Source organism: Alteromonas sp. ABH4_457, from assembly GCF_056160625.1.
On the sequence record NZ_JBSWXN010000003.1, the window covers coordinates 233266 to 258711 of the forward strand.

The following is a 25446-nucleotide window of genomic DNA, read 5'->3' on the forward strand; positions in this document are numbered from 1 at the left end:
GGAGTTTAAGCTTGTTTGACAGTCAGATGGATGCACTTAAAAGCAAACTAAATGATATCAATAGCTATTTCAAGACAAAGGATGTTATCTATCTTGACTATCCTATACACACAAATGGTGGTGATTTACTTATATTTTTAGGTACAGTTGAGTTTTTAAAGGATAATGGTTATACAATTCATTATTCAGCTAGCTGTCACAATTACTCTATCGATACAATTCAACGTATTTTAGACGAGAAGCCAAACACAACTATTCTGTTACATGGTGGAGGTAATTTTGGTGACCTTTATCATCATCATCAAAAATTAAGACTAGATGTAATTAGTAATTTTCCAGAAGCTTCGATTATTCTATTCCCGCAAACAGCTTTTTATCAGAATGAAGAAAATGTATTGGCAGATAAGGAAGTTATATCTAAGGCAAAAAATTCAGTCTTCTTCGCAAGAGATGTTCAAACTAATTCACTTTTTAAATCAATGGGTGTTGAGAGTGTAATGTTTCCGGATATCGCACATCATTTGTTAGGCTATTTTGAGACTAAACAATCTACTAATAATTCAGAGTTTAGTTTTATGAGGAAAGACAAAGAAGCAAGTGACCGCAACAGCCAAGGGTATGATTGGGTAGACATATTAACTAAGCGTGAGAAATATGCAATTCGTATTCTAGTTAATATCCAGAAAAGCACTATGTTCTTTAGTGATATGGAATATAAAATATGGTGCACTATCGCTGCCAGAATAATGAAAAGACTGTCATTAGTTTTTCAATCTTATGATTCGGTGAAAACATCGCGTCTACATGGACACATATTTTCTTGTCTATTAAACAAGCCAAACATTGTTATTGATAATTCATATGGAAAAAATTCAAGATACATAGAGAACTGGACAAAAGATGTTAGTTGTTTTAGAAAAGTTGAAGGCTAATTTATATGTCTAAACTCAAGGTCATCCCAATATATTTTTAAAGATGTTCCTTTTGATCTCATGTGTTCAATTAATTGATAGTTCGCATAAAGCTTCATCGGGTTTATTGCTTTTAAACCTGATGGGCTTTCGTCTACAGGGCTATGGGTCCAATCTTTAATATCGAAAACATTAACCTTCTTTCCTTTATAGTCAACATCAAGTTTGAATAAACCATTTTTCGAATTTCCGTTTTTAAAATGGTATGTAAGTTTGAACCACTCGCCATATGGAACAACGAAATCTTCGTTTTTTGCGCTCCATACGCTGCCCTGCCACTGTACAACTTTGGTTTCATCTTTTACCTGAGATCTGATTTCAAAAATAAGTGGTGAACCAACATCACCAGTTTTTTTAACAAGATTCAAGCTTATTCTAAACGGGTTTCCAGTTCCCCAACCCACGTCATTCCACCATTCTGAGATAGTTAGAAAATTCATGCTTCCAGGAAAACTCTCGATATGTTTCATTGAATGTGGCAAAAATACTCTAACGCTAAGCTCTAACTCGTTCAGATTTGCTAATTCATAAGCATTAAGTTGTACACGACCGCGTTTAGCCCCACAGCAATTGGCATCCGCAATTTCAAATAGAATTACATTGTTTTCAGGATTAACGGGATCTTCAACTATTACTGCTTTTCTTTGCTTAGAATTCCCTCCTTGATATTGAATATTGACATCACCTACTTCAGATTGCAGTTCAATTCTCTTGCGACTCTTTTCCAAAATACTAAGTGTATCATTTCTATCATATGTATGACCTACAGGGATATTTTCAAAATCAATTATTTTAACTTCCTGACTTTTACATAAATTAAAATACAAGATACACAGAGAAATAACGGTAAAATACAGGGAATACATTTTCATAATGAAGACTTAACAATAAACTTAAAGCTTTTAGGTAAATTATTCGTTAGTAACATGATATAGATACATTGGAATACCCTATAGGTAAATCCTTTTTCAGCGATTCTTGTATCATCCAATATGTCGAAAATTTTAAAGACTAGCTTTCGCCATTTTGACAGATTATTGCTTGAGGATTTTTTAGGCTCACCTAGCATCATATATTGATACATGACTATATGTTCGACATTTATACTATGAGCTAATTTAATTAATTTTTCTTTGCATATTTCTTTTTTCTGCAGTAGATAGAAGCTATCAATGAGTAAATAAGAGTTTAGCTTAATGTCTTTCAAGCTGTGGATTGCATTGTGTATAAAACAATATTCAGCAGATAGAACTCGTATTGATTTCGAATCGTAAAAGGGATGAGGTTCGCTCTGATTCCAAAGATCATCGTAATCAATTTCATAAAGTCTTTCTTGCGCCAAAAAGAAATGAAGATCTATATTAGGTAGATACTTTTTTTTCGGAATTAGTGTTATTTCATAAGGATTCTTTGATTTACGTTTTTCAGCTTCAACGTAACCCAACTTAGCGGCTATATTGATAAATTTTTCTTTGTCATTTTTCCTGATCAATAGATCAAGATCTCCAGCAAGGCGGTGTGTCTCCGAATATAAATAATTATTAGACGCAGCACCTTTCAGCACTATTAAATCTAAATCAATTGCCTCAACTTCACTTCTTAATGTTTTTATAAGTTCTACAAAAATCGCATTTGTAATTTTTGCCAAATTACGAGTATTTTCAATTTCCATCCCTAATGATTGTAAATATTTTTGTTTTTCCTTGACGTGTGGAAAAATTGGCAGGACTTTCTTTATATCTTTTGGTAATTCTTGATTTTCTATGAGAAAATCAAGTAACGAAAAAAATGAAGATATTTCAATATCAGTCATTTGATTTCTAATTAATTTTAGATATTTTTTTATGAAACTCCCTTCATTTCTGTACTTAATCATAGGTGTTCTATACTTAAATATCTATCTAGCTTCTCATCTAGTTCAATATAAACATCGTATAGCCCCCTAATTTATGTAGGAGGCTACGTCTTGTTATTTAACTTGATATGCCATAGTATTCATCACGATAGTAATGATCTCCATAGTAACTCATCTTAGCTTCTGAAGCCTGAGTCAATACTGTACCCACAATATTTGCATCTGCTCGAAATAAACGATTTACTGTCTCTATAGCCATTTTATCCTTTGTTTGATCAGCCCTAACTGCTAATACCGTTGCATCTACTTTACTGGATAAAATCGTTGAATCAGTAACAGGCATGACCGGTGGAGAGTCAATTACTATATATTCAAAGTTATCCTTAAGCTTTTCTAAGACTTTGGAAAATTTTTCTGATGAAACAATTTCTGTTGGATTTGACGGAATAGCTCCACAAAGAAGTATAGAAAGTTGATCACTATCTTTGTATTTTTGCACATTAAGCTTGTCAGTATTACCCTGCATGAAGTCAACCAATCCAACCTTGTTGCTAAGCTCTAGCTTCTTTGAAATAGTTGGTTTCCTCAAATCAAGTTCAAGTAGTAAAGTTTTACCTATTTGGCTAAATGCAGCAGCTAAATTTATTGACAGCGTACTCTTACCCTCACTTCCAGTGGATGAAGTAACAACTATGGTCTTCGGTTTTGAATCTATGTTAGAGAAGAGGACACTTGATCTTATACTATTAATGGATTCAGAGAAGGTACTTCTGTTGTCTGTAAAGTATTGTAGCTCTGGAGCAGTTACCGATTTAGACTTCTTAATCATTGGAACTATTCCTAATGATGGAATATTTAATGATTGTTCTAAGTGCTCTGGTGTAGTAAATGTATTCGACAGGGTTTCTCTTAATACCGCTAAGCTTATGCCAGCGAATAGGCCTGCTAGTATAGATGCTACAATGATTAGAAGCTTTCGAGGTTTTACCGGTGCTTTAGGTACAATGGCAGGATCGATTACACTCACATTAGTACCATCGTAGTTGCCAGAAATATCTGTTTCCATCAGCTTAGATAGAAAAGACTCATAGACAAGTCTGTTATTTGAAACTTCTCTTTCTAATCGTGTAAGTTCAAAGCTATCGCCTTGGTAGGACTGAACCTCATCTTTAGTTTTCTTGATGATTTCAGCTATGTTATCAACTTGTGTCTGAGCAAGTCGATATTCTTTTTCAATATTTTTGACTATCTTATCAACTTCCTTCTTAAGGTTCCTCTCGCTGGCATCTAACTCCGTAATCGCTGAGATCATCTTAGGGTGTTTTGGACCATACCTTTCGTTAAGCTCATTGACTTTAATTGACAAGTTGCTTACTTCTTTAGCTAACTCTCTAACGCTGTTGCTCTGAAGAACAGGGCCAAGTGAGGCATATGAAGCTTCAGAAATATTCTGAAATTGTAAATATAACTCCTCTGCCTCTGACAACCGCGTTTGAGCTCTTATTAATTCATTATTCAGGCTTGTCAATTGAGCACTAGCAATACGTTCTTGCTGCGCTGTATCAACCATCCCGGTTCTTTCACTAAAATTCTTCAACTCTAGTTCAGAGGTTTGTAATCGTTTCTTGAGCTTTGTTAATTGCTCGCCGAGCCATGAAGAGGTGTCTTCAATGCTATCAAGTCTTGTCTGCAACCCGAATGCGACATAAGCATCAGAAACTTCATTAACAATTTTTGCAGCATATTCAGGATTTTCGGATTCAAATGAAATGTTTATAATTTGGCTCTGTGTTCCGCCATCAACCTTCAACTTATATCGAATAGAATCAGCTAACAAATCTCTAATTTCTTTGTCACTATATTCCAGATCTTCTTTCCCATGCTCTTTACCGAAAAATTTATTACTTAAATCTTCAAAAAAACTAACTTGCTCGTTGCTGCTCTCTTTTAGATCGCTTTTGTACTTTTCTACGAGACCAAGTTTGTCGACTACTCTTTCTGAAACTTTTCTTGATTGAATGATTTCATATTGCGTTTCGTAAAAAAGATAAATCAACGAGTTCATCATGTATTGATCTGACGCTGACGCATTAGGCTGAACCGGATCGGCTTTTATTTTTGCACTTGCATTATATATAGGCTGAGCATAAATTGAGTAAAGAAAACCTAATGTAAGAAATGCGAATGTAACCAGAACTATAAGTAGTTTTTGTTTTCGGATTGTTCTTATATAGTAGAAAAAATCTAAGTATTCATTTCCCTTAGTAACTAAATTGTATTTTTTCGTTTGATTAGCGTTATTAACTTCCGACATCATATATCCCTACTAAAAGAAACTCTCATCTACGGTGATTACATCTCCAGGCATAACCCTATCTTTCATTTTAACAGGGTTAGTTTTATTAGCCGTATTTTCTCTGATTATCGTAATTTTGTCCCTAGCTGCACGTTCTGTAAATCCTCCCGCTAATGCTATAGCACGCTGTACATTCATTCCGTCTCTATAGCTGTAGCCACCTGGCTTGGCTACCTCTCCATCAACATAGAATTGTCTGTACTCCATGACTGTAACAGAGATGTCTGGTTTCTTTAAAAAATCACCTTTATATAAATCATGAATAATTACTTCTACTTCTGAGACGGTTTTACCTTGAACATTTATCTGCCCTAATAGAGGCATAGAAATCGTCCCTGATGTTGATATACGTACTTCTTCAACTGTTAAGTCTGGCTCGTTAAATACAAAAACTGAAATCTTGTCGTCAGCAGCCAATTTATATTCTGAATTTTCTTGAGCAAAAGAATAATTCGTAGTTAAAAATAATATTATTACGAATAAAATTTTATACATTTCTTTTCCTGTTAAAGTTAAATTAGTCAAACTTTAATTTAGCATTAATTTCTAACAACTTTCCGCTATAATCGGCCAAATCAATGGAAGAATTTCTTTCTGAAACCCTTACGTTAGCACCAATTTCAAGTCGTCTATTTAATTCATGATTTGCAGACAAAAGAATAGAGTATCCAGTATCATTTCTACCATTAGTAGATAGAATTTCATCATCAGTATAACCAATTCTTGCTTGTAAATCTGTGAATGATGTAACACTGTGCTTATACTCAATTGCGTAAGAACTGCGTAAAAAACTTCCAACACCTTCTAATGATGAATCTAAAGTAAGCCGTTTTGCAGTCAATTTTAACGTACTATAAGAGGCAGGGTTCCATTTAAGATCTGCTTCATAGCTAATACCATCTGAGTCAACTGCTTGTGTGTCGTCGAAGTCTCTATTCTGGTAGCCAATTTTCATTTCACCGTTAATTGTATTGGTGGCATCCCATGTAACACCGATTCTATAAATTTCATTGGTATTATTTCGGTTAATTTGTCCCTCGATATTTTTATAAACAGAATCTGTAAATATAGTTTCAAATACAACACGAGTTTTAGCTGCAACTTTGTAGTAAAACCTCAGTTCTATTCTGTCTTCATCTCTATCACGAAAATCTTGATTATTATTTTTATAATCTATTTTGCTGGTGTTGTATGTTCCAGCAATCTTACCTTGACTTTCGTCTGTTCCGTAAACTAACTTAGCCTCTGCGTATTTTAGATCGTAAATACTAAATTGGTTGAATGAATTTAATATCCTATCGCTCTCTCCTGGTCGTTCATGAAGATAATTATATCCCGCTTCAAAATTAGAATTTAATCTGTAAGAGTGATCTAATTTAGCACCAAATTTTATTTTACTATCGTTATAATCAACATCTTTATATTTGTCATACTTACTATACTCACCTTCGTAATGTAGGATAAACTCGTGCTTACCCATATCTGCAAGTACATTCAACTCTGGCGTTGCGATTAGATAATTATCTTCCCTTTCATATTGTTTTGCTGTTTTAAGTATATTATCGTCATAGCCCGCTGCGGTTTTTATGGAAGCAGATAGTCCCGCAGACTGCTCTGTCTGCGCCTTTAATGAGACAGGAATTGTTGACATCGTTAGAATTAATAGCGCAATCTTTTTTTTTCGATAATATTTCATTTTATTTCCATTTCGCTTTGCGAAATTTGTTTATATAAGTGTTCTAGTCAATCTGCAGGTCATTGATAAAGTTACTATATATTTTTTGGACTATATATTGCACACAGCAGAATTCATTCAAAAACGTCGATTTATCGTACGCTTGGGAAAGATGCTACACAAGTATGGTACGCCATCCTTCCGTCTGGAAGCGTATCTTTTAGAAGTCGCTACGTATCTTGGTGTCCGGGCATCAATAATTGCCACACCGACTTCGATAACCTTTGTTATTTGGTCTGATGGTCACGAAGACGAATATACTCACGCATCCAGGTTACAACCTGGTGAACTAGATCTAAATTCCCTTTCCCATGTGGATGGGTTGGCCAGTGAACTCCTTTTGGGTAAGGTTACACTGACTGAAGCCGATAAGCTACTATCTGAGATAGATGCATTACCTTCTCCTTATGGAAAATTTATCACGGGTTTTTCGTTTGCAATAGGTACTGGTGCATTTGCCATGCTGATGGGTGCCAGTTGGGCTGAAATTGGCTGGTCAGGACTACTTGGTTTACTTTCTTATTTCTGGTCTCTGTGGGCGCTTCGTTCTAAGCGTGTTAATTTAATGCTGGAACCTATGACCAGCTTTATCGCCGGTATAGCTGCTTGTGCAATCGGCCGTTATATCGACCCCGGTATAAACATCCCTCTTATCGTTCTTTCTTCTGTGATTATCTTCGTCCCCGGTTTAGCCCTCACCATGGGGCTTTCTGAATTAGCATCACGAAATATGGTTTCCGGAACAGCAAGGGTTATGGATGCATTGATGCAGTTGTTCAAATTGTATTTTGGTGCCTTTCTCGGTGTGTCTATCGGCTTTACCTTTTTCGGAGAAAATGTCTATCAACCTGCACAATCATTGCCTGAGTGGGCAACGTGGTTAGCGGTGTTTCTATTAAGTTGTTCTCTTGTAGCAATATTTCGTACCCGTGCTAAACATATTCCCTGGGCGATCGCTGCCGCATTTATTGCCTATGGGGCTTCTGTTTGGAGCGCGGAGTTTATGGGGCCTGGTTTGAACACCTTCGTGGGTGCATTTGCTTTAGGTGTGTTTGCTAATTTGTTTACACGCATTGCACACCAGCCCCACACCATTGTGGGTATGCATGGTTTAATCGTACTGGTGCCGGGTTCCAAGACCTATATCGGATTGAACTCGTTTATTTCCGGTCAGGATTTTGTGGCCGCTGAGCATGTAGGTCAGGAAGTGTTTCTGATATTCATGTCGCTTATTGCAGGTTTGATATTTGCGAATGTTGTGGCGCCGACAAAAAAGGCACTTTAGCACTTTCTACGCTTTGAGCCTTGCTTCTGAACTATCTTTCATGAAGAGTGCGTATTCATAACATCATTGTTCATGGACGCGCACCGATGGAAGATAGCTCACCTCAAACAGAAAACCTCAATTCCCTCCTTAACACCATGGGAACACATCTGCCGGATGTACTTACCGGCCTGGCTATTTTCATTGCACTGATATTTCTGGCTGGTCCCCTTTCCGGTTTAATCATTAAACCTTTTCGTTATGTGTCTGCCAGTTCATTGATCCGCTCGGTTACCCGCCGCACTATCAGCGCCCTTATCATGCTGTTTGGCTTGTATATCTTCCTTAAAATGGCCGGACTTACTGAATTCGCCGTTGCCATTGTCAGCGGTACGGGTTTAATTGGCCTTATTCTTGGCTTTGCATTTAAAGATATCGCTGAGAATTTTATTTCCAGTTTGCTGCTTACTGTACAGCGTCCCTTTCGTATTGGCGATGTGGTGCAGATAGAGTCTTACACCGGTGTGGTGCAGAAAGTAACATCCCGTGCGACTACCCTGGTTGATTTTGACGGCAATCATATACAGTTACCGAATTCTATTGTGTACAAGGGCATTATTAAGAACCTGACGGCTAACCCGAATATGCGCGGGCAGTTTGTAATTGGCATTGGCTACGACAATAACATTGGTGAGGTGCGCGACCTTGCCATGGCTTTGTTAACTGAACACCCGAACGTGCTTACTGAACCAGAGCCGCAAGTGCTGATTGATACGCTGGGTTCTGCCACGGTAAACCTGAAAGTGTATTTCTGGATTAATGTGGAAACCACCAGCGTGGTGAAAATGGCCTCTTCGCTGATGCGTATTCTGGTTGAGAGCTTCACCCAGGCAGGAATTTCTATGCCGGACGATGCCCGTGAAATTGTTTTTCCTGATGGTGTGCCGGTTCGCCAGATATCCGGGCAGGATCAGTCCGCGCAAGAGCAGTCAGTCCAGAAGCACACTGAGAACAGGGAGTCAGAAACATCTTTGCCTTCCATCCCGTCTTCATCGTCCGGTAGGTCGCCATCCCCTGCGCAGTCTGCGGCTAAACCGGAAAAGGTTGTTGTACCGGCGGCCATTGATCACAGTGAAGACGTAAGCAGTGAGAATGACGACATACGTCGTCAGGCAGAGCAGGCCCGTGATCCGGAAGACGGCAGCAATATTTTATAGAGGGAATAAAAACCCCGCGCACAGGTCTCAATCGTTCCGGGCGCGGGAAAAGGCCTGAGCGATGAGCTTGTCAGGCCTGAGGGACTGGTGGTGAATTAACGTTTCACTGTGTGTGCTTAGCGCAATAACTTAATGAGTGTTCTGCCAAGCCGCACATTAAGTGCACCGGCGGCCACAGCCTCTGCCGAGTTTTCTACTACCTTGGCAGCCAGTGAGCCGCTGATTTGATTGGCCAGTTCATCGGTAGCCATATCAAACAGGCTTTGTGCAGCCAGGTTCTGTGCCAGCACTTTAAATAATCGCCAGCTGCCGGCCGTGCCTGGGCGTAATCCGAATACTCTTGCGATACGCCGGATGGTACGAAAGCTTATCCACGCAATGGCCAGTGTCTGAATAAGGTGGTTCGGACTGATAAACGCCAGGCTTCCGCTCACCACAGCTTCTTTACGTAATACTTCTTCGGCTTTTTTAGTCACCGGCACCGCAACCATGCTTTCATACAGGCCAACTGCATCCGCTGCGGTCATATCTGCATGCAATGCACTCTGGTACTGCTTGTAACATCTGGCGGCGTAGCTGTCTTTGCCGAAACGTTGGGCGTGCTCCCGGATGCGTTTTTCAGCAACGGCGCGGTCATCCAGCTTTGCCAGTGCAGGCAGATTCAGTGGCGTTTCAATACAAGCTTCTACCGCACGAAAACCACGCCATTCTTTCAAAATGAGCGCAATAAGCGCAGCCACAAAGCCGCCGAGTAGTACGCCAAGGCCGGTAGATATCAGCGGATACTCGCTGAACTGTGTTACCAGAGAGTCGATGGCATCGAACACCATAAAGCCGGTAACGGTAAGCGCACCCAGCACCAGTGTAATGACTTTCAGGGAAATGCCCTGCTGACCGTCGATATCCCATTCGCTGGTATCTATTTTTGCCGGCATCTGCTGGCTGGGAGCCTGCTGCTGCAGCGGCGTTTCGATGGTACGTGACCGGTATTCCGGCGCTTTATAATCGGTTTCACTCATGTTTAAACCTTTAACTAACGGGTTGTCAGTAAAAACTGAAACAGTTTATCCAGTCCCCTGCCGTTTAACATGCGGGGCAGATAGTCTGCGGGCACCGGCGGATACAACGCAGGATAATGCTCGTCTGCCGACATATCTTTAATACGCACCGGCAAAGGTTCGAACTGTACTTCCACATACTGTTTATGTTTGTTGGTGTAACGCAGCGCACCGGGTTTGCTGCCCTCGTCGGTAGCCTGAATGGCTGACACCAGAAAATGTTCGTAAGGCACCTCTTCCCGTTCGAGCTTGGCGGTGGCGCCGCCGCATACGTCTTTCAGTAACGCCAGTAATTGCGGCTTTTCAGCGTCGGGGACGAGATCGGCTTTGGTGGCCACAAATGCCACTTTGCCGATTTCCTGTTTGCGTAACACGTGCTTTGAGAACCAGTCCTGCTCACCGTACACAAACACATCTGCCAGGTGGCTTAACGTTTCTTTTAACTGTGCCAGATGCTGTTTGCTGTGATTCAGCCCTTCGAATAAGTCCACCAGAATGATTTGCTTATCTGCTTCACGGAAGGTACCGGCGCGAAGTGGCTTCAGCCAGGCTTGCTGAAATTCACTGAACCGGGCATTGAATGCTTTGGTCCAGGGATGGGTAATATCACTGCTTATCTTTGCAGGCAGCGGCGTAAAGCCGGTTTCCCGCCAGTTAAACCCGCTGCCATCCAGCAAAAAACTACCCGGTTGCAGCATGGCAATACCGGCCTGTTTCGCCTGCTTTAAATAATCGCGATAGCTGCTTGTGAGCTTAAGCATAGCTTCCGGTGTAGGGTCGGTATCGAAATCGAACTGTTCCAGAGTGTGATGCCAGTCTTTGGCGTAGAAACGCTGGGGATCGGTCATTTGCTGGGCCAGCGCGGAATCAGACCACTGGGCGAAGGTTTTACCGGCCATGGGTAAATCGGTGATCCACTCGCCGGGATAATCGATAAACTCAAACACCACATGGGTATGAGGAAACAGATACTTTTTGAACTGACCGGTTTGCTTTAACCGCACCACCATTTTAAACGCATACACGTTCTCGGTGGGCGCAGGCCATTCCCCCTTTTCCAGTGAGGCAATGTGATCGTCGATGGGGAATAACGGAAAGTCGTCTACCGGTTCCAGCCACATGCTGTCTACCAGCTCTGCGGGTAAATGCTTAAGCAGCGGCAAACACTGATACTGATGTTCACTGCGATACTTCAGGATTGTCATTAAACTGGTGAACAGCATGGATTTACCACTGCGGCTTAACCCGGTAATGGTAAAACGGTGATTTTCACGTGTGAACCAGTCGCCTGCCGAAGTCATGCCATCAAGCAAGGGTTCCAGCGGTGACAACACATTCTTCAGAAAGCTCTTCATTGATACCCGTTATTCGCAACACATACCGGTATAATATGGGGATCACCGGTGACTTTAAAAGCAGCTGTCACATTTGGATACAAATCGACAGAAGAACCACTTCTTGACTAGTTTTTAACCGCCGCTACACTCTGGCATATACCGTCCCTATATACAGGTTATTATTATGGTTAAAGCGACTATATTTAAAAACAATCAATCTCAAGCTGTTCGCTTACCGAAGGCGGTTGCTATGCCAGACAATGTTAAATATGTAGAAGTAATTGCTGAAGGCAACAAGCGAATAATTGTGCCTGCAGATACTGCATGGGATGACTGGTTTGATGCCCCCCCTCTTGATGATTTTATGGATGACAGGTTGCAACCTGAAACACAGGAACGCGAGGAATTTTAGTGCTTAAATTTATGCTCGATACGGACATCTGCATCTACACAATCAAAAGAAAACCGCCTCAGTTAAAACGCTTGTTCAATATTCATATAGGCCAACTTTGCATTTCATCTGTCACTTGGGGAGAGCTTGTCGCTGGCGCAGAAAAATCCGTGGATCCAACAAAAGCTCTTACCGTTATAGAAGGTTTTGCTGCACGGTTAGAGGTGCTCGATTTTGACCAGCATGCTGCGCAGCAGTTCGGAGAAGTTAAATCTACCCTTGAAGAAGATGGGAAAATGATTGGCCCCTACGACACAATGATTGCAGGACATGCTCGTAGCATAGGACTAACTCTTGTCACAAATAATCTGCGAGAGTTTGAAAGAGTGAATGGCCTCAGAATTTGTAATTGGTTAACTTGAGCCAGAAAGATTATATCGGAATCTTTATTTAGCTGATTGCTAAACACAAATATACTTCCTACCGTAGTATAATTCCCTCCTCCTCATGTTACGTGTAACATCACCGGCAGACTAATCGTAAAAAAGAGACGTTATGCCTGCCAAACGCCCTACACTTCAGGATATTGCCGACATTGTTGGTGTAACTAAAATGACGGTAAGCCGCTATCTGCGGGCCCCTGATTCTGTGGCACCGGCTACGCAGGCCAAAATTGCAGAAGCTTTAACGTCGCTGGGGTACATTAAAAACCGTGTGCCGGCCATTTTGTCGAAATCCTCCAGTAAGACCATTGGCATTATTATTCCTTCGTTGTCGAATCAGGTATTTGCTGATTTGGTGCAGGGGGTTGAGAACGTCACCGCTGCCAACGGCTACGACACCCTGATTGCTCACACGGGTTATAACCCGCAAACCGAAGAAGACAAGATTGATATGATGCTGTCGTATCAGATTGACGGCCTGGTGCTCACTGAAACCCAACACACACCGCGCACCAGGCAGATGCTGAAAAAGGCTGGTATTCCGGTGGTGGAAACCATGGAAGTGCCTGCCGGGCCGCTGGATATGGCAGTGGGTATGAACCATGAACAGGCCGCTTATGAGGTGGTCAAGCGGATGCTGGATTCGGGCAAACAGAATACGGTTTATCTTGCCGCCAGGTTAGACAGCCGTACGCTGCTGAGGCAACAGGGTTACGAACGGGCCATGAAAGAAGCGGGCTTACAGCCGGTAACGGTTTCCACAGCGGAACATTCCAGTTTCACCCGTGGTGCACAATTGATGGCGCAGGCCTTGTCGTTACATCCGCAAACGAACGGCGTGTTCTGTACGAACGATGATATTGCCATCGGCGCAATGCTGCATTGCCGTCAAACGGGAAAACAGATCCCTGCAGACATGGCAGTGGTGGGATACAACGGGCTGGATATCGGCGGCGCAACCACGCCGGTATTAACCAGTGTGCTTACTCCCCGGGAAGAGATGGGTGAACAGGCTGCCCGCCTGTTGCTGGCGTCGTTGCAGGGAGAGGCGGTAGCAGAGAAGCTGATCACCTTGCCTCACAGCCTGACGGCAGGGGAAACATTGTAAGCTAAAATCCGGCACAGCCTAAGTGAGTAAGCACTAACAAACCATCCGATTAAATACAGTTTCGCGCTTTTAAACGCTCTGTTACCCGGCTGACAATTTCCTGCGGCGTGCTGTCGATGGTGACTGTTAATACATCCTGTTCGCTGATGTCCGGCCGTTCCAGCGCATCGAACTGACTGTCGAGCATATCCGGTTTCATAAAATGCCCTTTTCTGGCAGCCATGCGTTCTAAAATCACATGCTTGGGGCCGTCGAGAAACACGAACACGAGGTTTTTATTATCTTTGCGAATTGCGTCGCGGTAGCGTTTTTTCAGTGCCGAGCACACAATCACGCCCTTGCGGCTGCGCTGCTCCAGGTTATACACCGCATCATTGATGCGTTCGAGCCAGGGCGCACGGTCTTCATCGTTAAGCGGGGAGCCCTCGCCCATTTTTTTTACGTTGGCTCTGGGGTGTAAATCGTCGCCGTCGATGAAGGTGGCCTGCATGTCTGCCGCCAGCATTTCAGCCACGGTGGTTTTACCTGAACCACTGACGCCCATGACCACCACAGAGAAGCCTGCCGGCGGTTGTTTGCTCTCGCTTTTACTCATAATGTTGCAGCCTGCTCCACGGTTTTGGCGTTAAATAATTGTTTACCTTTTTAACGTAACATGTACCATGTTACCGGTAACGTTACTGATTGTGAATGGCTTTGAAGCGTAATTTTTTTCTGCCGGCTTTCAGCAAACGCTTCTGAACCTGTAAAACGCTGTGAATAAGAGAACGTGCTATGGATGTTGGAACCGACCCTACTCACCTGTTGCTCACCGGCCTTGGCGCGGTGGTGCTGCTGGTGCTGCTTATTATAAAAATGCGGGTGCATGCATTTGTGGCATTGATCCTTGTCAGCGTATTGTCGGCTGCGGTAGCCGGTATTCCGGCTGACGACATTGTGCTGGTGATGATGAAAGGTTTTGGTGGCACGCTGGCTTCTGTAGCGTTGCTGGTAGGGCTGGGCTGCATGATTGGCAAATTACTGGAAGTCACCGGTGGTGCCAGCGTGCTGGCCGATGGTCTTATTAACCGCTTCGGTGAGCAAAAAGCCCCTTTTGCACTGGGTATTGCGTCATTGCTGTTCGGCTTTCCTATCTTTTTTGATGCGGGGTTAATTGTGATGTTCCCCATACTGATGAGTGTGGCGGCTAAGTTCGGTGGCTCGACAATCAAATACGCGTTTCCCGCAGCCGGTGCGTTTGCGGTAATGCATGCCTTTGTGCCACCTCATCCGGGCCCGGTGGCAGCGGCTGATTTACTGGGCGCTGACATTGGTCTTCTGTTGCTGGTCGGATTGCTGATTGCCATTCCCACCTGGTATCTGGGCGCGTATTGCTTTGCCCTGTATGCGGGCAAACAAACCGTACTTCCCCTGCCGCCGCTGTATAAGAACACTGATTCTTCCACATTAACCACCCCACCGGCATTCGGTACTGTGCTGGCTGTACTGCTAACGCCGGTGCTGCTGATATTTATGGATACCGGTTTGAACGCCTTGCAGGTATCCGGCGAGATAAGCGGCGATGCTTTATGGGTTGATATTCTGCGTATGCTGGGCAAAACCCCGGTGGCGCTATTGATCACGCTTATTCTGTGTTTGTTTCTGTTTACCCGGGATCTTGGTCGTGAGAAAACCGAAGCGCTTTGCGGGGAATCGCTGGCGCCCATCTGTGGTGTGATTCTGGTTACCGGTGCCGGTGGTATGTTCGGTGGTGTACTGCGCAGCAGCGGGATTGGCGAAGCGCTGGCAGGATTATTACAGGACACAGGATTACCGGTGATTGTGGCGGCGTTTGTGATTTCTACCTGTTTACGGGTAGCACAAGGTTCTGCCACAGTCGCACTCACCACCACAGCGGCTCTGATGGCGCCCATCGTATCGGCCACCACCGGCCTTTCGGCAGTAGACATCTGCTGTATTGTGATTGCCATTGCCGGCGGCGCAACGGTGCTGTCGCACTTCAATGATTCCGGCTTCTGGCTGGTATCCCGCCTGCTGGATATGGATGAAAAGACCACCCTGAAAACCTGGACAGTAATGGAAACCCTGCTCGGCAGCATTGCATTCCTGCTGGCCGCGTTAATCAGTGTGGTGTTTTAGAAAGTTGCCCCGCCTGCACATTTTCTGGCATGCTAACCGCTAATTTCTGTCATCAAACTGATGTATTTTCTGCATGAATACAGACCCGTTGCGCTTTTGCCCGAACTGCAAAAGCGATGCTTTTTCGTTATCTGAAAACCGCTATTTTTGTGAAGACTGTAGCTTTACTTACTTCCTGAATGCTGCCACGGCGGTAGCGGGTATTCTGGTGTGTGACGGCCACCTGCTGTTTACCCTGCGGGCGAAAGCCCCGGGTAAAGGTAAATTGGGTCTGCCGGGCGGATTTGTGGATTTTCATGAATCGCTGGAACAGGCACTCGTGCGGGAAACCCGCGAGGAACTGGGTATTCATGTTGCTGACTGGCAATATTTGCTGTCTGCACCCAACACCTATGATTATGCCGGTGTGCGTTATCACACCTGCGATGGCTTTTTTGTTGCCACGCTGAAAAAGCGCCCGGAATTTTCGCTTCAGACCAGCGAAATTGCCGGTGTAAAATGGCTGAAACCGTGTGATATTAACCCCGACAACATAGCTTTCCCTTCTATGCGCCGCGCGGTGAAGGTATACATTGATTCTGTCAGTTAAACTGCCTGCTCATTTAAGGATAAGAGTATGAAGCGTTTTTTCCTGTCTCTGGGTGTCGTGATTGTTCTGCTTATTGGTGTACTGATTTTTAACGCCATGCGTTTTACGCCACAGGAGTCTGCCCCGTCTGCAGACATCTCGTTGATTCAGCCCGACGATGAATTACTGGCTAAGCAGCTGGCTGAGGCACTGACCTTTAAAACCGTGTCTTATGAAAACGGCAACCCCGACAACTACGCCAGCTTCATCGCGTTTCAGGAATGGCTGGCCGCCACCTATCCGCTGGTATTCGAAAAAGCAGAACTGGTGCGCCTGAACACTCACACCTTACTGTTCCGCCTGAAAGGTCAGGATGCTGGGTTAAAGCCGGTGCTGTTTTCAGCCCATTACGATGTGGTGCCTGTTAACCCGGGTACAGAGCGCGACTGGACGCACCCGCCGTTTGGAGGCGTCATTAAAAACGGTGAAGTGTGGGGCCGTGGCGCACTGGATGACAAAAATTCTGTCATCACACTGATGGCTGCTGCCACACACTTGCTGGAAGAAAACATCACCACGCAGCGGGATATTTATATTGCCCTTACCCACGACGAAGAAATTGGCAGCACGGACGGCGCGATTGCAGTCACCCAGTGGTTTAAAAGTAAAAAGATCACGCCGGCTTGGTCGCTGGATGAAGGTTCTTACGTGCTGGACGGTATTGTGCCGGGTATCGATAAAGGCATTGCCAGTATCAACCTGTCTGAAAAAGGGTATTTAACGCTGACACTCACCGCAGAAGGTGAAGGCGGACACAGCTCCATGCCACCACAGGATACTGCGGTAACCATTCTGGCCGCTGCACTGATGAAGCTGCACGATGCCCCGTTACCCGGCGGGCTGGAAGGCATCAGCGAAAAGATGTACAGCGACATTGCCCGTCATATGGATTTCAGCAAACGGCTGTTATTTGCCAATATGTGGTTGTTTAAGCCCCTGTTGAATGCTGTTGTAGGCAGCAGCACCAGCGGTAATGCCATGCTGCGCACCACCACTGCTCCCACCATGCTGTCAGGCAGCGTGAAATCTAACGTATTACCGGCCACCGCAACGGCCACGATTAATTTCAGGCTGCACCCGCGGGATTCGGTGGAATCTGTGACTGAATGGGTGCGCGAAGCCATTAACGATGACCGGGTAACAGTGGAAGCAGGAGAGTTCACCGAGCCTTCACCGGTAGCATCAAGTAGTAACGAAGGCTTTTTACAGATGGTACAGACCACGCGGGCTGTTTATCCGGATGCGATTATTACGCCGGGCCTGACCATTGCCGCTACAGACAGCCGCTTTTACAGCGAAATAACCGACAGTTACCGCTTTGCGCCTATGGTGTTACGTTCAGAAGATCTTGGCAGTATTCACGGTACCAATGAAAAGATATCGGCAGCGAACCTGGTAAAAGCCGTGCAGTTTTATACGGCACTGATGGCGCAGCAATAAGATAAGCATACAAAAAGAAAAAGCCCGCCTGCCCAACCACAGGCGGGCAGGCTGTTAACGGGAAACTTCCATCATTAACCCGTTAACGAGCAACACAGGGTTGTCCGGTTTGACCGGCGTGGGAATGGTGGTTTGCTCGGTCCACGCATTCTCCCATTCAATCAGTGCCTGCTGTTGTGCCGCATCATCAAACGATGAGTCAGACACCACTGAAGCACGCAGGGCTGACAAGTATTGCGACCAGCGCGGCAGATAGAAATCTTTGTACATGCCCTGCCAGGCTTTAGACGCATAGTCTTTCAGTTTCGGGCCGCCCCACACGGTAATTTGCTGGCGGGCGTTCTTCACATAAAAGCCAGATTCTGCTTTGTTGTCACCGTAAGCGGCTGCATCTGACAACCAGGTATGCAGAGATTCCTGATGCCATCCCATCAGCGCATCAAGTTGCGTAACCAGTTTGGTGATTTGTGCCGTCAGCGCATCGCCTTTTTCAATGTCTTTCGCCTGATAAGCCGCCACGGCTTCCTGCAACATTAAATCCACGTGTAGTGATACTGACTGCTTTGTCACGTCCACCAGATCGTAGATAAACAGCGGGGAATCTGCGTATTCGTCAGCCAGAGACAGCAGTTCCATAATGGCTGCGTCGAGGCTGGCGAGATCGCCCGGGCTACCTTCGAATTCTGTGATATCTGTTGTAGGGCGCTTGAACAGTAAGTAAGCACCTGCTGACCCTTCCCACCAGCGCGTGGTCCAGTAGCGTACCGAGTACACACCATCGATAAGCTTATCCCAGGCGTTCAGCAGCGCCGGTGACGATTTGCCGTACCGTGCATTGGCATAGGAGGCTATCCAGCTTTGCATATCCGGTTTTGCCTGCCATGGCAAATCGAACAGGAACTCATAGGCCACAGAGTTATTGTGAATGCCTTCAGGGAATACACCAAAGCCGGTTAACGCGCCTTTATTTTCTGAATGCGTTACCACATCCAGCTGTTCTGTGTAATCTGCAAAATCAGCGTAAACAGGGTCTGATCCGCCGTAGTTATGAATGAATCCGAAGATCCACGGCTTACCTTTAAAACCTTCTGTGCGCTGCCACACATGATAACGGTCGTTGCCGATATCGTGGATCATGGCTTTGCTGTCCGGTACGTCTTTCAAAAAGGCTTCTATGGATTCCAGATCCCAGAACTCTTCATCGGCACCGAACATCCAGCCCTGCATCACCCAGGTAGCATCCGGCGCAGCCTGTTGAATAGACTGATAAATGCGCTTTCCGTAAGAAGCCAGGTCTGCGTAACGGTTGTCTTCTGATACCGGCGGCAGCATTTCATTAAACGCATCAGATAAATAATATTCATGTTCGCCGTAGGTGGCGGTGTAGATTTCGATAAAGCGTTTTGCCACTTTATCGAATAACGGATCTGCCGGGTCCAGCCAGTAGGTTTCGTGTTCGAACCCTGTCCATTTCGGCATTTCGTAAATTTTTGCATCGGGGAAACGTTCGGTGAACGCCTTGGGTACATACCCGCTGAACGCTGGAACAACAGGCTTCATGCCGAGCTCGTCCATACGTGCCAGAATTTGTTTCTGCAATTTGTGTTTCTTATCAATCCAGTTTTGCGGTAACGGGCCTTCATGACCTTCAATGTTACCCATGCGCTGCCAGGGCGTAAACGCAGGTCCTGAAAAGTACGTATCCAGTTCGCTGTCTGTTACACCGAACTCTTTCCACAGGGCTTGCCACACAAACTCCTGACCTTCCATTGCCACGGGGTTATTCACACCGTGCAGGGCCATCCAGTCTATTTCCTGCTCCCAGCGCGCCCAGTCCCACCATGGAGTGGTATAGCCGTAGGCACACACATTCAGATACGCGCGCTGATCAAACGGTGTAGCGATTTTCGCCCCGTCGTAGTCAGCAAAGTGTTCAGGCATGGCCACGCGGTTGCCTTCCCAGCTTACCGATAACGCGCCCTGCTCCCGCAGATACTGATATGCACCGTATGCCATGGCAGCATCGCTGTTGCCACTGATTTCCGCCTGTCCGTCTGTCACATTCACTTCGTACCATTCAGGTTCGTTGTCTGTAACTTTGCGGGTGGAAATGTGCCCTGCCTGACCACCGGTGACCCGGCTGAGAACGGCCTGCACAGGGGTTTGCACGGCTACGGTTTCACTTTCACTGGCGCGGGGTTGCTCTGCCGGTGTTCCGCAGCCGCTTAAGGCAAACGCCACTGCCAGACACAGCGCACTGACCGGCATAGACATAGGTTTACGCATTGATTTTATCCTGTAAAAAAACGTGCGCTGCGTTAACAGGCAGCGCACACCGCGTTTTTAAAATGAGTACATTGCACTCAGGTAGTAGCTTGTACCCAGTACACTGGTGGTCTGCCAGACCGGCTTCTCATCGGTGTAGTAGGCTTCTTCATCGTTACCGTTAATATTCAGCGCGCCGAAACGCAGGTTCAGTTCTTCAGTCACGTTGTAGCTCAGTACCACGTCTATCTGATCGCGGCCATCTACCACGCGGCCTTCACGGGCGAAGAACGCATCGTTGCTGTCCTGAATATACGGGCTGCGGTGGTTCAGTGCGACCCGCGCGCTGAACACTTCATTTTCCCAGTAGCCGATGAAGTTCCAGGTTTCTTCAGAAGAATTGGTCAGTACAAAGTCTTCACCGTCTTCCGCATCAATAAAGGTATAGTTTGCTGAGAAACCGAAACCTTTGATGGGAAGCCATTCGTCCAGTCCCTGGTTCCAGCCAAGCTCATAACCTTTGATGGTAGTACCGGAGTCATCGTTGTAGGTGCTGGTAATCTCATAAATATTACCTTCATTGTCGGTACAGTCTGCTGCCGTGCCGCTCAGTGCCACACCGTCATAACTGTCCGGACAAACAAACTCGGTCACAGAGCCGTTCTTAATTTCTTTCCAGAACAAGGTTAACGCCAGGCTGTCACCTTCACCGTAGTACCATTCCAGACCTAAATCTGCCTGATCTGCGGTCATTGCCTTCATTTCCGGCTGACCCAGATCGATGGTGTAGGTAGTGGTACCGAAGGAGTTAGACGCTGAGGTTTCTGAAGCAGCAATTTGTGTATTGGACGTCAGAATAGGACGCACCAGCACTTTTGCTGCCGCAAAACGGGCCTGTACTTCATCGGTGAGCTCTAACACCAGGTTCATGCTGGGCAGGAAGTTGGTGTAGTCATAATCGATATCGTATTCACCCACCACCATGCGGATTTCTTCGTTATCCGGATTCTGCTCACCGGTAAGGTAAGTATTGATAGTCCGGTCTGTGGTTTCGTAACGTCCGCCGAAATTACCGCGGAACGGGAAATCACCTAACATGGTATCGAACTCAAGCTCGGAATAGAACGACAAGATGTCACGCTCGATACCGTAAGACGACTGGGCCGCAAAGAAGGTAGGAATGGTCACGCCCTCTGCTACCAGCGCATCGCGGTAAGCCTGAATATCCGGTGCGATCCAGGCATGCTGAATAGACATCTGATTATCGAGGAAGTCCGTCACCATGAAGTTATATTCAGACATCAGCGGTAAGTCTGCAGGGTCTGCATCACCAATGGCGAAACGGTCTGTACGGTATACTTCGCGGTTGAACTCTTCCTGACGGTATTTCACGCCGAATGCGAAAGACGTGAAAATGTCGCCGTCGAGAATGCGTTCAGCATCAAATTGCAGGGCCTTTTCGGAGGTATCCACAATCCGCGTTGCACCGTTCGGATATTCGTTACGGGGCATGTCGTAGGGATACAGCGCCGGGTCGGTGAGATCTTCATCCACATCGAAAATAACATTGCTGCTGTCGGAAATGTCCATAGTGGCAGACACGGTGGTTGCCAGAATAGCGGCTTCTTCGCTTTCTGTGGCATCACCGGCGGTATAGTGCGCCACGCCTGAGATTATCCAGTTTTCCGTTTCGTATTTAGACTGCAAGGTAAAGGCTTTACTGGTTGCGCCTTTTTCCTCGATTTGACGGTTATTTTCCAGCGTGAAATCATCAATTCTCACATTGGTGTATACGCCGCCAACCGGCTCGCCAAGCAGGGTGATGTCATCACGGTCGAACAGGAATACCTGCTGGTTCAAATCCTGATAGGTGTCGTCATCGGCATAAATGGCAGTAAACGTGGTTTCAAAGCTGTCAGTCGGACGCCACTGCACGGCACCGTTCATCAGATAACGCTTGGTTTCACGGTCGATACGACGGTATCGGGGACGGCGGGGATAATCATTGCCTTCGTCGTCCTGGAACCAGCGGCCCATCCAGAAGTTATCGACTCGGTCATCCAGTTCCTGATAACCGGCGTTCAGGAAAATACCCACGGTATCGTCAGCAAATTGATCGATATAGGTAATGTTTCCTTTCGGCGTAACATCGTCAGTAGGTGAAAATTCTGAATACTGACCTTTTACCGATGCCACAATTTTACGCTCACCGTAAGACAGCGGCTTGGTAGTATCGATATTGATTGTGCCGGATAAACCACCGGTGTCCATGTCAGCGCTGGGAGATTTAATCACAGAGATGGCAGAGGCCAGTTCAGACTGAATAATGTCGTAACGGAAACCGCCGGTGAAATCGGCGTTTGCCATTGTCTGACCATTAACGGTCGTCCGCGCATATTGCGCACCTAAACCACGAACACTGATCGTGGAGCCACGACCGTTAATGTTGGAAATCTGTACACCGGGAATGCGCTGAATAGCTTCAGCAATGTTCTCGGTGGGGAATTTTCCGATATCTTCTGAGGTGATGATATCGGCAACTTTGGTTTCATCACGCTTGATAGCCGCTGCCTGCACAAGGCTGGAGCGATAAGTCACGTCGATGCGTTCAATCAGGTCTTCATCTGGCGTAGCAGTTTCCTGCGCGAAAGCAACAGGGTTCAGAGCACAGAGCAGCGCACTGGCAATGAGGGTTTTCTTCGGAAGTGCATAGTTCATTTGCGTTTCCCATCAGTTCAACACTTTTATCGTTTCAGCTTCAGGCAACGTCGCTGAATATGTTTTCTTTTATTTTTGTTTTACGGTGATTTTTTCATCATCCTGTTTTTGACGCTATCACCGCGTGTCAACGTTGTCAAACATCAAAATGAAAAATTTATGACACGGTTGTTGAGGAACAACAAGAAATTAATTCAGCGGCGCAGCGGAATCCCTGACCACCAGTTCGAGGCTGAAGCCTTTGGATTCCACGGTGTGAACATCTTTCGCCTGCATCATCTTGATCACCATTTCAGCAGCAGAAGCAGCGATATCAAAATTTGGCTGATTGATGGTAGTGAGGTGTGGCCAGGTTTGAATTGAAAACGGACTGTTCTCGAATCCGGCCACGGAAACATCTTCCGGCACCCGCAGTTGATTCAGGCGCACCATGAACACCGCGCCTGCTGCGATTTCGTCGTTACATGCAAAAATAGCGGTGGGTTTATTGTCATTGCTGAGAACCTGTTTTGTCATCGCCATACCCGAATCGAAGGTAAATTCGCCATCTACGATAAGGTTCTTATCCACTGCAAGACCCCGACCTTCATGGGCTTCACGAAAACCACGCAGGCGACCGAGGCTGGATTCATGAGAGGCATGATAGCCCAGAAACGCAATACGCTTGTGTCCGAGATCAAGCAGGTAGTCTGTCATTTTCCGGCTGGCTTCCACATCGTCCACATGGACCACCGGGGCAAGTGTATCCGGCGCTTCTGAACCGGACAGGATGCGTACAACCTTGGCATCACGGTTCAGCAGAAAAGTAACCAGTTCACGGTTTTCAGATAACGGCGGCGTAAGAATCACCCCGCCTATCTGATTTGAGCCAATCATGGCCGCCAGTTCTTTACCCACTTCTTCGGAACGGGAGTCGGTGGGATGAATAACCAGTTCGAACCCGCGCTTGCGGCACTCTGAAATGATGCCGTTCTGCATTTCAATCACATAGTGACTGTTCGGGTTGTCGTACACGAACGCCAGTGAGAAAGGCGCTTTACGCATAGTACGAGCGGTGTGATTAGGCTGATAATTCAGTTTCTGAATACATTCCTGCACTTTGGTGCGTACTTCATCGCTGACGCTGGCTTCGTTGTTGACCACACGGGAAACGGTTTTAAAGGAAACCCCCGCTAACTTGGCCACATCCTTAATTGTCGGCTTCTTCATAGTGACTGCCATGATCAAAAAAATTCCTGTCTTTCAGGAGCATAAAGGCTATGGAGACGGCCCGCAACATTCCTGTCCTGCCATTCTTCTGTCTTATCGTATTTTATTTCAGCAAAATAACATTTGACAACGTTGACAAAGCAAGGTTAACGTAAAAACCCTGATTACTAAAGAAGCAGTTGATCATGACAAACACGGCTGATAACACCGAAAAGAAAAACCGTTTATTGTCGCTGGACGTGTTCCGCGGCCTGACCATCATGGCCATGATTGTGGCAAACAGTCCGAATACCTATGGTGAGTTGTCCCATGCATACTGGGATGGCATTCACTTCGCCGACCTGATATTTCCCTTTTTCATCCTCATTGTGGGTGTGGCAATTGCCTTAGGTTTTAAGAATATTCATGCTGATTCCCCCAATCTGAAACCTGTGCTGCAAAAAGTGTGGAAACGCACCTGCATCATGTTCGCCCTGGGATTAGTGGTGAACCTGTTCTACACCCACTTCGAGCAGGTTCGTATTCTTGGCGTGTTGCAACGTATCGCAGTGGTGTATCTGGTGTGCTGCTATCTGGCGGTTTACTGCTCTGTACGTACAATAATTAAAACCGGCATTGCCCTGCTGGTGCTGTACTGGCTGTTTGTGCTGTTTGTGCCGGCCCCGGGTTTACCCGCCGGTCACCTGGAACGGGGCGAGAACATTATTAACTGGTTCGACAGATTCATGCCCGGCATGTTGTGGCGTGGTGAATGGGATCCTGAAGGTTTACTCAGCACCTTCCCTTCTGTGGTTACCGGCATCATGGGCATGCTCATGGGCCGCATTATTATCGCCGCCAAAGGTGAGTTAAGAGACGCCGTGATGCATCTTTTCTTATTCGGCTTTCTTACCTTTTGTGCCGGTTGTATCTGGAGCCTTGGCTTTCCGTTCATCAAGCAAATCTGGTCCAGTTCCTTCGTGCTGGCCACCGGCGGCATCGGCGCTATGATTCTGGCTGTAATGGTGTGGTATACCGACATCAAAGGCCACCGCGCCGGCACGGCCATTCCGGTCATCTTTGGTGCCAATGCGATTACCGCCTATGTGCTGCACGTTATTATTGAGAAGTGCCTGGACTGGGAAATAGCCGGTACGTCCGTTCACGGGGCATGGGTTGAGTGGTCTTTGCAGGCAGGCTTCAGCGAATTTGCCAGTGCCACTACCTGGGTAGTGATGTTTGTGGGTATTTGTTTTATTCCCGTCTACTGGCTCTACCGCAAACAGATTTTTATCAAAATCTGATCTTACACCGTTTTAATTCTCTATTTTAT

The 25446-nt window shown here is 45.8% G+C and carries 21 protein-coding genes; 10 read left to right on the forward strand and 11 right to left on the reverse strand.

The window, feature by feature from the left end; all coding sequences use genetic code 11:
• Window positions 1-11: 11 nt before the first annotated feature.
• Complete coding sequence (locus ACXAGR_RS07555) at window positions 12-932, forward strand: polysaccharide pyruvyl transferase family protein (RefSeq protein WP_474849082.1); 921 nt, start codon at window positions 12-14, stop codon at window positions 930-932.
• Here the strand turns inward: ACXAGR_RS07555 and ACXAGR_RS07560 are convergent.
• The 5 genes from ACXAGR_RS07560 to ACXAGR_RS07580 all read right to left on the reverse strand — a co-directional run bounded on the left by ACXAGR_RS07560 (window position 929) and on the right by ACXAGR_RS07580 (window position 6878).
• Window positions 929-1843, reverse strand: a complete 915-nt coding sequence (locus ACXAGR_RS07560; RefSeq protein ID WP_474849084.1) for a hypothetical protein — start codon at window positions 1841-1843, stop codon at window positions 929-931. The genes ACXAGR_RS07555 and ACXAGR_RS07560 overlap by 4 nt on opposite strands.
• Window positions 1840-2847, reverse strand: coding sequence for a nucleotidyltransferase family protein (locus tag ACXAGR_RS07565; protein ID WP_474849086.1), 1008 nt, complete (start codon window positions 2845-2847; stop codon window positions 1840-1842). Before ACXAGR_RS07565 ends, ACXAGR_RS07560 begins: the two co-directional genes overlap by 4 nt.
• A 97-nt stretch (window positions 2848-2944) precedes the next feature.
• Window positions 2945-5143 carry a GumC family protein gene (locus ACXAGR_RS07570; protein ID WP_474849088.1) on the reverse strand — a complete coding sequence of 733 codons (2199 nt, stop codon included), beginning with the start codon at window positions 5141-5143 and terminating at the stop codon, window positions 2945-2947.
• Between the two features lie 9 nt (window positions 5144-5152).
• Window positions 5153-5677 carry a polysaccharide biosynthesis/export family protein gene (locus ACXAGR_RS07575; protein WP_474849090.1) on the reverse strand — a complete coding sequence of 175 codons (525 nt, stop codon included), beginning with the start codon at window positions 5675-5677 and terminating at the stop codon, window positions 5153-5155.
• A 22-nt stretch (window positions 5678-5699) separates the two neighbouring features.
• Window positions 5700-6878 (reverse strand): outer membrane beta-barrel protein, encoded by a 1179-nt coding sequence (locus tag ACXAGR_RS07580; protein ID WP_474849092.1) that lies wholly within the window; start codon window positions 6876-6878, stop codon window positions 5700-5702.
• A 97-nt stretch (window positions 6879-6975) separates the two neighbouring features.
• Between ACXAGR_RS07580 and ACXAGR_RS07585 the strand changes: the two genes are divergently transcribed.
• Window positions 6976-8202: a threonine/serine exporter family protein gene (locus ACXAGR_RS07585; RefSeq protein ID WP_474849094.1), complete on the forward strand. Its 1227-nt coding sequence runs from the start codon at window positions 6976-6978 to the stop codon at window positions 8200-8202.
• An 86-nt stretch (window positions 8203-8288) separates the two neighbouring features.
• Window positions 8289-9398, forward strand: coding sequence for a mechanosensitive ion channel family protein (locus tag ACXAGR_RS07590; RefSeq protein ID WP_474849096.1), 1110 nt, complete (start codon window positions 8289-8291; stop codon window positions 9396-9398).
• Between the two features lie 116 nt (window positions 9399-9514).
• Here the strand turns inward: ACXAGR_RS07590 and ACXAGR_RS07595 are convergent, their stop codons facing one another.
• The gene (locus ACXAGR_RS07595) at window positions 9515-10417 is read right to left on the reverse strand and encodes a DUF697 domain-containing protein (RefSeq protein WP_474849098.1); all 903 of its coding nucleotides are present in this window, start codon (window positions 10415-10417) and stop codon (window positions 9515-9517) included.
• A gap of 14 nt (window positions 10418-10431) precedes the next feature.
• Window positions 10432-11811, reverse strand: a complete 1380-nt coding sequence (locus ACXAGR_RS07600) for a YcjX family protein (protein ID WP_474849100.1) — start codon at window positions 11809-11811, stop codon at window positions 10432-10434.
• A 166-nt stretch (window positions 11812-11977) separates the two neighbouring features.
• Between ACXAGR_RS07600 and vapB the strand changes: the two genes are divergently transcribed.
• The 3 genes from vapB (at window position 11978) to ACXAGR_RS07615 (ending at window position 13735) form a co-directional block, all read left to right on the forward strand.
• Complete coding sequence (vapB, locus tag ACXAGR_RS07605; protein WP_474849102.1) at window positions 11978-12205, forward strand: type II toxin-antitoxin system VapB family antitoxin; 228 nt, start codon at window positions 11978-11980, stop codon at window positions 12203-12205.
• A complete protein-coding gene (gene vapC / locus ACXAGR_RS07610; RefSeq protein WP_474849104.1) occupies window positions 12205-12606 on the forward strand; it encodes a type II toxin-antitoxin system tRNA(fMet)-specific endonuclease VapC in 402 nt (133 codons plus the stop codon). Before vapB ends, vapC begins: the two co-directional genes overlap by 1 nt.
• A gap of 133 nt (window positions 12607-12739) precedes the next feature.
• Window positions 12740-13735 (forward strand): substrate-binding domain-containing protein, encoded by a 996-nt coding sequence (locus tag ACXAGR_RS07615; protein ID WP_474849106.1) that lies wholly within the window; start codon window positions 12740-12742, stop codon window positions 13733-13735.
• Between the two features lie 49 nt (window positions 13736-13784).
• Here ACXAGR_RS07615 and ACXAGR_RS07620 read toward each other — a convergent pair whose 3' ends face one another.
• Window positions 13785-14330, reverse strand: coding sequence for a gluconokinase (locus tag ACXAGR_RS07620; RefSeq protein WP_119499703.1), 546 nt, complete (start codon window positions 14328-14330; stop codon window positions 13785-13787).
• A gap of 179 nt (window positions 14331-14509) precedes the next feature.
• Here ACXAGR_RS07620 and ACXAGR_RS07625 point away from each other — a divergent pair, with 179 nt between their 5' ends.
• The 3 genes from ACXAGR_RS07625 to ACXAGR_RS07635 all read left to right on the forward strand — a co-directional run bounded on the left by ACXAGR_RS07625 (window position 14510) and on the right by ACXAGR_RS07635 (window position 17942).
• Window positions 14510-15874 carry a GntP family permease gene (locus tag ACXAGR_RS07625; protein WP_474849108.1) on the forward strand — a complete coding sequence of 455 codons (1365 nt, stop codon included), beginning with the start codon at window positions 14510-14512 and terminating at the stop codon, window positions 15872-15874.
• Window positions 15875-15947: 73 nt separating this feature from the next.
• On the forward strand, window positions 15948-16463 hold the full coding sequence (locus ACXAGR_RS07630; protein ID WP_474849110.1) for an NUDIX hydrolase: 516 nt from the start codon (window positions 15948-15950) through the stop codon (window positions 16461-16463).
• Between the two features lie 27 nt (window positions 16464-16490).
• Entirely contained in the window at window positions 16491-17942 is a 1452-nt protein-coding gene (locus tag ACXAGR_RS07635) for a M20 family peptidase (RefSeq protein WP_474849112.1), read from the forward strand.
• A 54-nt stretch (window positions 17943-17996) separates the two neighbouring features.
• Here ACXAGR_RS07635 and ACXAGR_RS07640 read toward each other — a convergent pair whose 3' ends face one another.
• From ACXAGR_RS07640 to ACXAGR_RS07650, 3 genes are all read right to left on the reverse strand, one after another.
• Window positions 17997-20228, reverse strand: a complete 2232-nt coding sequence (locus ACXAGR_RS07640) for an alpha-N-acetylglucosaminidase (RefSeq protein ID WP_474849114.1) — start codon at window positions 20226-20228, stop codon at window positions 17997-17999.
• 57 nt (window positions 20229-20285) lie between these two features.
• The gene (locus ACXAGR_RS07645; RefSeq protein ID WP_474849116.1) at window positions 20286-22925 is read right to left on the reverse strand and encodes a TonB-dependent receptor; all 2640 of its coding nucleotides are present in this window, start codon (window positions 22923-22925) and stop codon (window positions 20286-20288) included.
• Between the two features lie 189 nt (window positions 22926-23114).
• The gene (locus ACXAGR_RS07650) at window positions 23115-24146 is read right to left on the reverse strand and encodes a LacI family DNA-binding transcriptional regulator (RefSeq protein WP_474849118.1); all 1032 of its coding nucleotides are present in this window, start codon (window positions 24144-24146) and stop codon (window positions 23115-23117) included.
• A 173-nt stretch (window positions 24147-24319) separates the two neighbouring features.
• Between ACXAGR_RS07650 and ACXAGR_RS07655 the strand changes: the two genes are divergently transcribed.
• Window positions 24320-25417: an acyltransferase family protein gene (locus tag ACXAGR_RS07655; RefSeq protein WP_474843832.1), complete on the forward strand. Its 1098-nt coding sequence runs from the start codon at window positions 24320-24322 to the stop codon at window positions 25415-25417.
• Window positions 25418-25446 lie beyond the last annotated feature (29 nt).